This window comes from Parvularcula lutaonensis (genome assembly GCF_014651915.1).
Taxonomy (GTDB): Bacteria; Pseudomonadota; Alphaproteobacteria; order Caulobacterales; family Parvularculaceae; genus Parvularcula; species Parvularcula lutaonensis.
In genome coordinates this window covers 200,382-213,495 of the sequence record NZ_BMXU01000001.1, presented here as the reverse complement: position 1 = coordinate 213,495, position 13,114 = coordinate 200,382, and the positions used below count along the sequence as shown (strand labels likewise).

Sequence of the window (13,114 nt, the reverse complement as noted above, 5' to 3'; positions counted from 1 at the left end):
ATGACTCGAAGGGGGTTCGAGATGGCCGACGACGACAAGAAGAAGAACGACGAGAACGAGCCCGCGAAGGACGACGCCGGCACGCCGGAAGCCACCGAGGCGACTGCGAGCGAGGTCGAAGCGGACAACGAAGGCACCTCCGAGCCCGAAACCGTCGAAGCCGAGATCGTCGACGAAGACGACGTCCGCCATGAAGCCGGTCTTGTCGAGGCGATGGAAGCCCAGGGCGACGATCAGCCCGCTGACGAGGAGATGAAGGCCGAGACCCCGCCGCCTTCCTCCGGGGGCGGTTCGAACCTGACCTGGATCGCCGTCGGCGGCCTCGCCGCCGTGGTGGTCGGTGCCGTCATCTTCTTGAACGACGGTGACGAAAAACCTCCCGCCATCGCGGAGGACGGAGTTGTCATCACCGAAGACGGCGAGCAGCAGGTGGTTCTCTTCCCCCAGAACCAGCTCAGTGCCCGGACCACGCCTGCGAGCGAACCCGCAGCGGACGTCCCCCCGGCCATGCCCGTCCCGGCAGAGACCGCCGGGTCCCCCACGGCCGAACAGCCCGCTCCGGCACCAGACATGGCGGAGCCTTCTCAACCGGCAGAGACCGAGATTGCCGAAATCCCTGCCGAAGAGGCCGAAGACACCACAGGTTCGCAGACAGCCGGGGCCGAAGCCGTTGAGCCCAGCGAGGAAGCCCTCGCGCTCGTGGCCAGCCTGAAGGCGGCCGCGGCCGATCGCGCCAACCCCGGCGACGCCGCCATCGCGCCAACTGAATTGGCCGAGGGCAATGATAGCATCTCAGGCAATGCGGTCGCCACCGACCGCACCGCTGGCGACGCCGTCACGGAAGCAAAAGCGCAGGCGGACCTCGCCGAAAGTGCGAACACCGAAGAAGGCGAAGCCGTCGTGGCTGGTCTCTCCGATGCTGACCGCGCGCGTCAGGAAGAGATGCGCGCTGCGCGCCTCGCCACCGAAGAACAGGCCGAGGCCGAACGTCAGCAGGCAGAGCAAGAGCGCGCGGAAGCCGACGCTGCCGCTGCTGCGGAGCGGCAGGAAGCCGAAGCCCGCACGGCAGAAGCTCTCGCGGAACAGGCCACCGAGGAAGAGGCCGAACGCACCGCCTCCGAAGAGCGCGTCCTGGGGCTCCGCCGCCTTGCCGAACAACGCGCCGCCCAGCGCCAGGCCGCCGAGAAAGCCGCCGCCGAACGTGCTGCGAAAGGCGCGCAGGATGGCAGCGTGGCTGGCTCCGGAGGAGCCGCCGAGGACGACCAGCCGCAACAGGACGCAAACGACAAGAGCGCTGGCGGCGGCGGTGTCGTTGCCGAAAGCGATAGCGCTGGCGGCGGCGGTGTCGTTGCTGACGGCAACGGCGGTGGTGGCACCATGGTCGCCGCGGTTATCCCCGAAGAACGTCTCGAAGACCTCAAGCGCGAGCTTGCCTCAGAGGTCGAGGGCGTTCGCACCCAGGTGCTTGCGGAAACCGAGCGCGTCCTCGACACCCGCCTCGCCCAGACCGAAGAACAGCTCTCACAGAGCGTTCAGCAGGCGGAACAGGCCGTCAATGAAACCCGCGCCCAGGTCGCCCAGACATCGCAGGCCGTCACCCAAACGCGGGCGCAGGTGGAGGAGACGAACAAGCGTCTTGCCGAGCTGCAACAAACCCTCGCCGAGCAGCAGCAGGCGCAGGCACAGCAGCTCTCGCAACTCGACAACCGCATTGACCGTATCGCCACCCGCGATGTCGCCGTCGCCCGCCGGGGGGCACTGCTCGTTGCCCTGACCGAACTTGGCGACAATATCGACGCAGGCCGGCCGTTCCGCCGCCAGCTCAATGCCGTCGAATCAATCGTGGGCGGAGAAACCGAGCTGTCTTCCCTCCGCACCTATGCCGACGAAGGCCTGCCGACGAACGACGAGCTTCGTTCACGGTTTGACATCGCCGCCCGCGAAGCCCTGGCACGAAGCAAGCGCGAAGGATCGGACGGCGTTCTCGACCGGCTTGGCTCGAACTTCTCCAGCCTGTTCACGGTCCGCCCGATCGGTGAGGCCGAGGGCGACGATCCCGGCGCCATCATCGCCAGGGCCGAAGCCCGGCTCGAGGACGGCAATATCGGCGCAGCGGTAGACGAACTGCGGGATCTCGAGGGCGGTGCCGCCGAAGCCTTCCAGGACTGGATCGCAGCCGCCGAAGCCCGCGCCACCGCCAATCGCGGCCTCGCTGCCCTCGAAAAACAGGTGACGGGAACGTCGACCAACTAGAAAAAGGCGTGCAGCCATGAGCGCACGGATGGATCGATGATCAGGATCTTCACCCTCATCGTTGTCGTGTTGGTCGCCACGTGGGGGCTGGGAACGCTCCTCGACCTCACGGGCTACACCGTGATCGAGATCAACGGGCAGCGGATCGACGTCCAGACGGGCGTCCTCGCGGTCCTCACCGTGCTCGCCGTTCTCTTCTTTTTCTTCAGCGGCGCCTTCGTCAGCTGGGTCTCCGCCCTTCCCGGACGCCTGCGCCGCCGAAGCCAAGAGCGCCGCCGCGCCAAGGGCATGACGGCGCTGACCCGCGGTCTCGAGGCCGTCGCGGCAGGCGACGCCGCCGACGCCCAGCGCTTCGCAAGGCTGGCGGACAAATCCCTCAACGAGCCTGCCCTCACCCGGCTTCTTACCGCCCAGGCCGCCCAGCTCGCGGGGGATACCGAGACTGCGCAGCTCAGCTACACAGCCATGCTCGAAGCTCCGGAGACGGAGTTTCTCGGCCTGCGCGGCCTTTACATGCAGGCGCTCCAGTCGGGTGACCGCGAAAAGGCCCGCGCCTATGCCGAGCGCGCCTTCCAGCTTCGTCCGGGAACCTCATGGGCGTTTGAAAGCGTGCTCAACCTCAATATCGAGCGCGGCGCGTGGGGTGATGCGCTCGATACCCTCTCCCTCGCCCGCAAGCACAACATCGCGGACAGCCTTGAATACCGCCGCATGGAAGGCGCGCTCCTGACGGCCCAAGCCTACGGCGCTTTTGATGCCGAGGACCACGACCAGGCCCTCAAGGATGCTCTGGCAGCACTCAAGAAAGCGCCGACCCTCACTCCAGCCGCCGCTCTCGCAGCAGAGATCGAAGTCAATGCCGGTCACCGCTCCAAAGCCGCCAAGATCCTCGCCGACGCATGGGAAGCCGAGCCGCATCCCGGTCTTGCTGCCGTCCTGCGCAGGATCTTCGCCCATGAACGCGACGAACGCGTGCGCGGTCGCCTGATCAAGCTGACCGAGCGCAATCCCGACCATCCTGAGAGCAAGCTCCTGCTCGCCCAGGTCCAGCTCGAAGGCGGTGATCCCGCCGCAGCGCAGGAAACGCTGGAACCCCTCCTCATCGGCCGTCCTAACCGCCGTGTGCTGAGGACCATGGCCGACATCACGCAGGCCCGCTATGGCGAGGCTGCCGCGACCGCGTGGCGCATCCGCGCCGAGGCTGCACCTGAGGAGGTCATTCCGGGTGCTGACGGAACGTTCCACTACACAACCGAGGGCTGGCGTCGCCTTATTCGCGAGTTCTCTGAACACGGTCGCCTCGCTCCGCCGCCGCTGGAGGTCGAAACCCCCGAGATCGGTGCCGACGAGGTCCGGGCACTCCTCATGCCCCCTGCCCCCGAAACCCCCCTCGCCACGACCGAGGTCGCGGACGAGACCAACGAGGCGCCGCCCAGCACAGAACCGGAGACGGAGGCAGCCGCGGACGAACCGCCCACGGAACCAGACGCCGAAACCGAAGCTGAAGCCGAAGAGGTGGCACCGGACGACGAGGCGGAAACCGTTGACCAGGACGACGGCAAGGTCATCAAGCTCGGCTAGAATCAAAAACGGCGCCCCAAGGGGCGCCGTTCTCGCATCAAGCTCCGCCCGGCTTTCTTAGCCGAGATTTTCCTTGATCCAGGCATCGAGCTGGCCCTTCGGTGCAGCGCCGACCTTGGTCGCAACAAGCTCGCCGTCCTTGAACAGCATCAGCGTCGGCACGCCGCGAACGCCATACTGGCCGGGCGTGTTCGGGTTCGCGTCAATGTCGATCTTGGCGATGGTCAACTTGCCCGCATACTCTTCCGCCAGCTCTTCGAGAGCCGGAGCGATCTGCTTGCAGGGGCCGCACCAGGTCGCCCAGAAATCCACGAGAACCGGGCCATCGGCGCCGAGGACGTCGGTGGCAAAGCTCTGGTCGGTGACAGTCTTCGTGCTCATAGCGGTGTCCTTTCGAAGGCTGAGAGTTATGCGCGCCTGTTCGCAGCGCAAGACGTGAATGTTTCTCGTCCCCGGTTCGCGAAAATCTCACAGGATGTCAAAGGCCACGGGCCCGGCCGTGTAGAGCAGCACAGCACGGGCTTCGCGCGCCGGGTCCATCGCCCTCAGAAGCTTGAGATAGGTCTCCACCTGCCGCCTGTGCGCAACTGGAATGCCCGCTTCGCTCTCGGGAACCCAGCGTGAGCTCTTGAACTCGACGGCGACAACGGCGTCTTCGGTCAGCAGCAGGCGGTCGATCTGCCCGCTCACCGTCACGCCTTCGACCTGTCCCTGGATCGAGACTTCTGCGCGGGAGCGCTCGCCAAAGAGTTCAGCATAGCGCGGGTTGTCGAGGATCCCCAAGACCCCGTCGATAGCCTCTGCGACGGATCCCTCGCCGAGGGCCTGCCGGTCCGTTTCTGCCAGCCGCAAGGCAACGGCCCTTCTCTGGCCTTTTGGATAGCGCGGCAGGAACTCGAGCAGTTTGTGGACCAGGAGGCCGCGCCGACGGGGGTCACCCAATGGCCCTGCGACGGGCCTCGCTTCCCCGCGCTCGTCCTCGATTGACCCGATGGCGGAGGGATAGATGACGGGATTGGCCACCTCCTCGCGCGCCGGCGCGTTGAGCCATTGCGGCACCTGGAAGCTAGGCAGGCTCCGCGGCTTGTTGGTGGCTGCGTCGTCCGTACCCACCTGTTCGATCTTCCGGATCATGCCGCCCCACGGCGCCTCCATTTCCGACTGCTCCGCATGCATCTGGAGTCGCGCAAAGGCCGCTTCGGTCATCCCGTACCAACTCTTGGACTCTGCTTCCTTGCCGCCGCAGATCACGAGATGCTCTTCGGCTCGCGTCGCCGCCACGTAGAAAAGCCGCTGGTATTCCTGCAGACGTTTTTCTTCGCCATCGGCTCTCAAGACCGCAATCGGCGCAGGATCGTTTTTCGAGCCAATCGGGACGAGGATCGGCAGCTCGCCCTTCACCGCCGGATGCTCCGCCATGACGAATGGCTCCCGCCGCGCAGCGTCAGCAGGTTTCTTGAGATAATCCGCATCCCCGACATAAACGAGGGGGGCCTCAAGCCCCTTCGCTCCGTGCACGGTCATCACCCGCACACCGGTGATTTCCTCACCGGCGATCTCGCGCTTGATGTCATAGTTCAGGCACTCGACCCGGTGCAGGAAGCCATGGATACTGCGGGCTTCGCTGTCTTCGAAGCTCAGCGCCTCGTCGAGGAGCGCCTCGACGGCATCCACATAGCTGGTCCCCAGCCGTCTCTCGATCCGTGCACGCCCTGGTGGCCCTTCGCCGCCGTCAAGGAACGAAGCGAGAAGACGATAGGGCCCGTGACGCATGCCAGTATCGGCCATCCGCCGCAACTCTCGCACCGCCGTCGCTGCCGCTTCGCTGAGGCTGTCTGTCCCCTGCGCCCGTCGCTGCAACTCCGACCACAGGACCTGTCGCTCACGCCCATGACAAAGGTCATAGAGTTGTTTCTCATCCCACCCGAAGAATGGCGACTTGAGCAGCACCGCAAGGCTGAGGCCGTCATCGCGGTTCGCCGTGAACCGCAGCAGGCTGAGCATATCACGCACAGCCGGATCCTTGGCAACCTCGATCCGGTCCGTGCCCGCCGACGGGATGCCCATCTCCGCGAGCGCCCGCAGCGTTTCACGGAAGCGGGGGCCGCGGCGCTGGAACAGGACCATCACATCGGCCGCGCGCAAGGGTCGCCCCCCCTTGCAGGCAAGCTTCACGCCGACCTTGATCCGGCGCTGGATATCTTTGGCGATCGCCATTGCAGCCTGCCGGTCGATACTGTCCTTGGCCGGACGGTCCACCGTGTCCCAGATATCCGTCTCCTTTTTTCCAGGATCGGGAAAAGGCGGCCAGAACTCGACCGACCCGCTGCGCTGCGGGTGGGCAGAGTGGTGCCGCTCATAGTCTCCCGAAACGGTCCGGAACGCTTCGTCGTCGAACACCGCGTCCACGATGTCGAGCACTGGTTGTGATGTTCGGAACGACAAGAACAGTCTGTGACTGGCGAGACGCGGACCGAGCCGGTCAGTATAGTGACCAAGATATTCGTTGAAGAGCGCCGCCTCCGCCCCGTTAAAGGCATAGATCGACTGCTTCGGGTCTCCCACGACGAAAAGGCTGCGCTGGCGATCGACGCCCGCCGTGTCCGGATCGTCTTGTACGATTTCGGCAACCAGTTGCTTGAACAGCTCCCATTGCACCCGCGAGGTATCCTGCGCTTCGTCGAGCAGGACATGCTCGATACCGGCATCGAGCTTGTACTGAACCCAGGCGTTCTCGACCTCGGTCAGGAGCTCGAGGGTCTTCTCGATCAGGTCATCATAGTCGAGCCCTTGCTGCGCCGCCTTCTTCCCGCGGTAGAGCTTGAGACACAGCCATGCGAGCTTGATGAAGTGGTCGTTCTCCTTCCTGATCCGTGCAAGGAACAACCTTTCGCGGTGCGCTCGGATATGATCGCACAGCGCCATGTAGCGCCTTTCGAAAGAGGGGATGCTCGCTTCGAAGTCCTTCCCGAAATGGCCCGGTGCGTAAGGCGTCCCGTCATTCTTGAGAGCAAAGGGATTCTCCAACAGCTCCAGCGAGGGGCCGGCCTCCAGCGTCGCACGGACCGCCGCGGCCAGCTGGTTTGCCCGTTTCTTGCCCCTGGCGGCATTGGCTTCGATCTCGGCGAGGAACTCCCGATGCTCTCCGGTGAGGCCATCGAAACACGCCTTGACGATGTCCTCCTCGCTTTGCTTCGGCCCCAGAACGTCATCGAGAATCTTTGGCAACGCTCCGGACTCTTCAGGCAAGGCATCTGCCCCGCGCGTTTTCCGGGCGAAGGTCCGCAGCGCGTCCTCCAGAGTCACCTCGAACCCTGCCCGTTCCTCTTGCTCCCCCTGGAATCGCTCCGTCACCGCGTTGAGGTCTGCATGCAGATCATGACGCGGGTCTGCTGCCACCTCTGCCACCATCCGCGTTGCCTCGCGCAGCAGGGCATTGGCTTCATCGTCTTCGAGGGCGCGAAAGCCCAGAGGCAGGCCCGCCTCGGCCGGAAAGCGTGACAGGATGCTCGAGCAGAAGCTGTGAATGGTCTGGATCTTGAGGCCGCCCGGACTCTCGAGCGCCTCCGCGAACAGTTGGCGGGCTTCCCCGAGGTTTTCCTTGTCCGGAGCGCCTCCAGTGACCTCCTTGATAGCCCTGACGAGCTCTTCGTCCTCCATGAGCGCCCAGTCGCTCAGCATACCGAGCAGGCGGTCCGCCATCTCCGCCGCCGCGGCCTTGGTGAAAGTGATGCAGACGATCGACGCAGGCTTGGCACCTGCCAGAAGCTGGCGGATGACGCGGCGCACGAGGATATAGGTCTTGCCCGTCCCGGCATTCGCCGACACCCATGCCGAGTTCGCAGGATTGCCCACTTCGCTCTGGATTTGGTCAGTCCTCTCCTTGAAGTCCTTGAGCTCACTCATCGTCAGGGGCCTCCCGCTCCCACTCGGCCCGCCGCGCGAGGTCATCGAAGTCCCCAGCGATGTCAGAGCGATAGGGATGAAGCTGCGATGTCATCGGCGTTTCGTCGGAGTAGCTCCGGTCCAGCCAGGCGTGGAATTTCTCTTCAAACCCTTCAAGATCATCCTTGAGCTGATCGCCAAGGCTATGCCGCCTTGTTGTGGTGGTGGACGGATGCCAGATCTTCTCGACTTCCCTGCTGTCCCTACCGGTCAGCTTGATGAACGACACCTGCCCCGGCTCGATTGCCCCGAGCTTCGCGAAGCCGCCATCGCGCAGCATCATCGCCAGCAGGAACAGTTGCGGCGAGAACGCCGCCCCTTCCGCGATCGTCGCCGCACCACCGAGCTTGTAGTCGATAACGTGCGCAAGCCCCTCCGTAGTTTGATCGATACGGTCGGCACGTCCATGGACCAGAATTCTTCTCTCTCTTGCAGGCACTTCCATCTCGCCGCGCTCTTCCACGGCGATGATCTTCCCCCTCCGCTGCGCCTCGCGTTCAAAGACAGCGAAATTGGCAATCGCCTGATGAAGAAAACGGTCGTTCAGCACGCGTTGCGCTTCAGGCATATCATATTCGTCAAGGACATCCGGCAGCATCGTTCGCAGACGCTCCTCGATCGAGAGGCCATCATCTTCCTTGGCCCAGTCAGCATATTTCTCCAGCAGCTTGTGCAGGATGTCCCCACGGTCTCGCGCACCGAAGGCCTCATTGTACGCACGAAGGGGTTTGAGACCCAGTACATGACCAGCATAGATCGCATACGGATCGCGCAGCCAGGTGGCGACAGCACTGACCGACAACCGCGGCGGCCGCTCGTCAGCCGGGGGCGCGGGTCTCGGCCGGGGCGCTGGCACGGCTGGTCCGTCGGCACCATACCGGGCCTGCCGCCATGCGCGCAGTCGCGGCGCGGCATCATAGCTGCGTTCAGGTTCAAGCTTCGCGAGAAAACTCTCGAGACGGATCATCAGGCGTGACGCCCGTGCCGGCGAGCGGCCCGCCCGTTCCGAGCGCGTCAGCAGCACTTGCGGCTGCGCGGCAAAGTCGAGGAAATCGTGGGCCACACGCCCGATCTCTGCATCGGGTGACGGCATGCCGAGCGCTTTGCGGATACTCCGTGACAGGAAAGGGTCCACCGCCGCATCCCCCGGCCAGACCCCTTCCTGCAAGCCGCCGACGACCACGAGATCCGCGGTCTGCAGGCGCGCTTCGAGAATGCCATAGATCGCCAGCCGCGGATGCTGGCCACCGGGAGGACGGAAGGCCGGGCCCTGAAGAAGCGCCGTGAACAGCTCCGGATAGTCTTTGAGCGGAACCTCGCCAAGCAGCTCCGGCCTGCCCCGCAGTTGTGCAAGATGGGGCTCCAGCACCTCGCCATCCTCGAAGCGGAAGAGCCGCTCCTCGCCGTTTTCATCCGGAGTCGCCGCAAGTGTTCGGGCAATCTCGAGATGCGCATCGAGGAGAGCGCCGACTGACGTCCCGGCCTGTTCGACAGGTTTCTCGAATACATCCCTCAGTCGACGGAGAAAGCCTTCGATCCGTGCCGTCAGCTCTTCGGCCTCGTCGCGCTTTTGCGGCATGAACGGCCGCCAGGCATCGTGGAGGGACTGGAACAGCCCGTCCCAGCCCTTCCGCGGCGCACGCCCGCGCAGGAAGAGATCCAGGGCCTGCACCAGTGGACGCCGTTCCTGGGCGTCCATCCCGAGCCCGAAGAGCTGGTGCTGCACCAGCCCTGCCAGCACCACCGGGTCCGAAGGTTCGGCCATCAGCGTAGCGATCAGCCTCAGGAACGTCGCGCGGTAGGACCCCGCGATCGGCGCGCCGCCGGAGTCGTCAATGTCGATACCCCAGCCCGCCAGCTTTGCGGCCACCCGTCTTGCGAGCCCGCGATCGGCGGTCACAAGGAACGCGGTCTTGCCCGGCTTCTCGAGCTGCGCCCTCAGCGTCAGCGCGATGAAGTCGGCTTCCTCCTCCATCGTCTTGGCCACCGCCACCTCGAGGCCGTCACGTGCTCCGCTTGCTGAGGGATCGTCCCTGAACGCGGCGAACGCCTCGGCCCAGCCGCTGGTCGACTTCGCCGGCATCAGCGCGAGCGAAAGAAGCCGCCGTCGCGCTTCGCCTTCGTCGGTGCCTTTTGGAGGAACCGGGCGCACATGGCTCCGCGGCACGCCGAAGCCATCCTTCAGAAGGCTCCGATAGGCTGACTGCGGATCAGGCGCGCGGATTTCCTCCCAGGCGTCATCCGGCATGTGCATGTCGAGCGCCGGAAGGATCACGGCGCCATTCGGCAGTCTCGCAACCCTGCGCAAAAAGTCCTCCGATGACGGAGAGGTGCCGAGGAAGCCCGCAGCAAGGATGAGCTCGGCATCGCTCTGGTCTTCGAGGCGGTCGCAGAGCGCCGATAGCAGCAGGGCGCGCCGCTCGCGCTGGTCCATCAGGTCCTGTTCGGCCAGCCATGCCGGCCACGCCTCGGTCACGAGACTCAACAGCCGGGCATTCGCCTGCCAATGCTCCGCCGACCCAGCGATTGCTGGCTCGTCGCGCAGCTTGGCAAGGCGCCCGGCATCGATCCCGTATTCCGTCAACTGATCCGAGGTCTTGCCCAGCTCCGACGCCCCGCGCAGGGCGCCGACCCAGCTTATCGGCTCACCTGCCTCTGCCAGCGCATCGCGATAGATGCCCGCGAGTTTCAACCGCTTGATCGCTGCGGACGGCGCGTCCTTTACTGCCCGGTCCACCCGCTCGAGAGATGCGGTCAGCGTATCGTCTTCGCTGAGGTCGGCCACGGCGGTTATTCTCGGCAGCAGGATCACGCCGCTGGGCGCTTGCGCCGCGAAGGCTTCCTTCAGGGAACGGACAGCCCTTCGGCTGGGAACGAAAATCTCGATCGCGGTCAGCGCATCGAGCTTGCCCGCGTAATCCGACAGCAAGGCCCCGACGAGATCGTCGAAAAACGGCCTTCCCGGCGCCATGGCGTAAACATGCGGAGCCGGTTCTCCGGCGAGGTCAAAGACAGCCATGGGTGCTCCCAAACGATCAGTTCACTTCCTTTCCGAGGCGTTCCTCGGCCAGGCGGTGACCCTCGGGATCCCCGACATGCATCCAGCGGCCGTCAAAGAGGACGCCGCGCATCCGGCCCGCCGCCCGCGCCTTCTCCCAGAAAGCCCGTGTCGACACAGGCTCCACCTCGGCGCCATCGAACAAGGCCGGCCGGAGGATCTGCAGCCCGGTGAAAACAAGCGGTGCTCCCTCCGAACGGTCGGCGATAAGCCCCTCTGGCGTCAGCGAAAAGTCACCCTGCCCCTGATAGCCTGAGGTCTCCGAAAGGGGAACCATGAGAAGCAGCGCATCGCAATCCTCCGTCCACTGCCTGCGCAGGAACGAAGCGGGGTTCTCCGACCCGCCGAGCAGGATCGCATCAGTGTTCGTGCAGAAGAACGGATCCTTGCCCAGCATCGGCAGGGCTTTCAGGATTCCGCCGCCGGTTTCGAGCAGCCTTTCCCGCTCGTCCGAGACCGCGATCTCGGGCCGCTCGACACCGGCGAGATGCGCCTCGAGCTGGTCGGCGCGGTGATGCACGTTGACCACTGCCTTGCGCACACCGCCATCGGCCAGCATTTCGAAAGAGTAGTCGATCAGCGCCATGCCTGCGACCTTGATCAGCGGCTTCGGCGTCTCGGGATCAAGGCTCCTGATCCGCGTGCCAAGGCCAGCGGCCAGCACCATCGCCGTATCGATATTCATTCCACGATCTCCGGAGCCACCACGCGCAGGACCTCCGCCACCGGACGAAGCGGCTCCCGCGCGAGGTCTGCTTTCAGGAGCGCCGCCACCCGCGGGATGAAGCGCTCATATTTCGGTTTGCCGTCGCGATGGATCAGCCGTGCAAAGATCCCGAGGATCTTGGCATTGCGCTGCGCGGCGAGGATCGCGTAGTCCCGCTCGAAGGCCTCCGGGTCCTCCGCTCCCTGAACACCCAGGGCATAAACCGCATCCCGCACCTCCGGCGATACATCGCGCCGCGCATCCTCCAGCAGCGAAGCCCAGTCATAGGCCGCCTGCCCGACCATCATGTCCTGAAAGTCGATGACCGCAATGCCGCGGTCCGTGAGCAGAAGGTTCTCGGCATGGAAATCCCTGTGGACGAGCCTGTCCGCCTTCGAAAGCCCACTGAGCACGTCGTCCCAAGCCTCACCCAGCCGCGCCACATCCTCGTTAGGCAGCCTCAGTCCCAGAACCCTCGGCAGGTACCACTCCTCCAGCAGCGCAGCCTCCGCGCGGTAGGCGAGGCGGTCATAGGTCTGGAACGGCCAGGCGTGGCGCTCTCCCGGCTCCACCGGGTTTCCTCGAAGCTTCTCCAGCACCGCCGCCGCTTCTTTATAAAACGAAAGCTCTGTATCTGGACGGTGTTCGATGGCATCGCGCATCATCCGTGCCCCAAGGTCCTCGATCACGGCGAGCCCTCGACCATGGTCAGAGACACAGACCTCCGGCACGATCACGCCGCGCTCCGCCAGCACTTTCGAAGCCGCCTCAAACGCCAAGAGCGCGCTTCCCGAGCTGCGCACCATTGCCGGATAGCCAAGCCTCTTTCGCTCCTCTTCATCCGCGTCCGGCGGACAGGGAGGCGTCTTCGCGGCTGCCTCTGCATCCATAAGCATCGCCGCGCTCGGCCCGCCAACCAGCCGCGCATATTCCCGCACGGAGGCATCGGCGGGGATCGGCACGATCTCCGCGTCCCGCCAGGGGGTGGTGGCAAGGAAAGCCTTCCGTTCCGCCTCGGGGGTCAAACGATACCTCCCGAGAGCAGCGCTTCGATCCTGCGCGACCAGCCCTCGCCCCGCGGCATCAGCTCCACCATCCGCTCTCCATTCGTCCGTTCTGTGATCGTCACATCGAGTCGGTTATGGGGCAAGATACCCTCGGCCCGGTCCGGCCATTCGATCAGCGTGACGCCGTGGTCGATCAGGTCTTCGAGTCCGAGCTCGATCACCTGCTCCGGCCCGTCCAGGCGGTAGAGGTCGACATGATGGAGCGGTGGCTCGAAGGGGTAGGCCTCGATCAGCGGGAAAGTCGGGCTCGGCACGTCGATCGGCTCGCCCGCCACCTCGCGGATCATTGCCCGCGCCAGCACGGACTTGCCCACACCGAGATCCCCCCGCAGCGCGACGCAGTCCCCGCGCGTCAGCCCCCGCGCCAGCTTCCGCCCGAGCGCTGTCATCTCGTCTTGGGTGGAGACGATGATCGTCGTCATTCTTTCACCGCGCCGATAACGCTGATAGCTTGGAACATTGCCCCTGGCCCGTTAGTCGGGGTGCAGCGACAAGAGGATGTGA

Annotated in this window: 8 protein-coding genes; 2 read left to right on the top strand and 6 right to left on the bottom strand. The window is 65.0% G+C overall.

The annotated features are described in order from the left end of the window. The first annotated feature begins 21 nt into the window (after window positions 1-21). Together IE053_RS00970 and IE053_RS00965 are read left to right on the top strand one after the other, a co-directional pair. On the top strand, window positions 22-2,253 hold the full coding sequence (locus IE053_RS00970; protein WP_189570582.1) for a mitofilin family membrane protein: 2,232 nt from the start codon (window positions 22-24) through the stop codon (window positions 2,251-2,253). A 36-nt stretch (window positions 2,254-2,289) separates the two neighbouring features. Continuing rightward, window positions 2,290-3,834, top strand: a complete 1,545-nt coding sequence (locus tag IE053_RS00965) for a heme biosynthesis protein HemY (protein ID WP_189570579.1) — start codon at window positions 2,290-2,292, stop codon at window positions 3,832-3,834. 57 nt (window positions 3,835-3,891) lie between these two features. Here the strand turns inward: IE053_RS00965 and trxA are convergent, their stop codons facing one another. From trxA to tsaE, 6 genes are all read right to left on the bottom strand, one after another. Continuing rightward, window positions 3,892-4,215: a thioredoxin TrxA gene (gene trxA, locus IE053_RS00960; RefSeq protein WP_189570578.1), complete on the bottom strand. Its 324-nt coding sequence runs from the start codon at window positions 4,213-4,215 to the stop codon at window positions 3,892-3,894. Window positions 4,216-4,302: 87 nt separating this feature from the next. Next, entirely contained in the window at window positions 4,303-7,740 is a 3,438-nt protein-coding gene (addA, locus tag IE053_RS00955; RefSeq protein ID WP_189570576.1) for a double-strand break repair helicase AddA, read from the bottom strand. Then, entirely contained in the window at window positions 7,733-10,798 is a 3,066-nt protein-coding gene (addB, locus tag IE053_RS00950; protein WP_189570574.1) for a double-strand break repair protein AddB, read from the bottom strand. Before addB ends, addA begins: the two co-directional genes overlap by 8 nt. 16 nt (window positions 10,799-10,814) lie before the next feature. Next, window positions 10,815-11,522 carry a nucleotidyltransferase family protein gene (locus tag IE053_RS00945; protein ID WP_189570572.1) on the bottom strand — a complete coding sequence of 236 codons (708 nt, stop codon included), beginning with the start codon at window positions 11,520-11,522 and terminating at the stop codon, window positions 10,815-10,817. Continuing rightward, a complete protein-coding gene (locus IE053_RS00940) occupies window positions 11,519-12,568 on the bottom strand; it encodes an aminoglycoside phosphotransferase family protein (RefSeq protein ID WP_189570570.1) in 1,050 nt (349 codons plus the stop codon). Before IE053_RS00940 ends, IE053_RS00945 begins: the two co-directional genes overlap by 4 nt. After that, the gene (gene tsaE, locus IE053_RS00935; protein ID WP_189570568.1) at window positions 12,565-13,032 is read right to left on the bottom strand and encodes a tRNA (adenosine(37)-N6)-threonylcarbamoyltransferase complex ATPase subunit type 1 TsaE; all 468 of its coding nucleotides are present in this window, start codon (window positions 13,030-13,032) and stop codon (window positions 12,565-12,567) included. The genes IE053_RS00940 and tsaE overlap by 4 nt, the downstream gene beginning before the upstream one ends. Window positions 13,033-13,114: the final 82 nt, after the last annotated feature.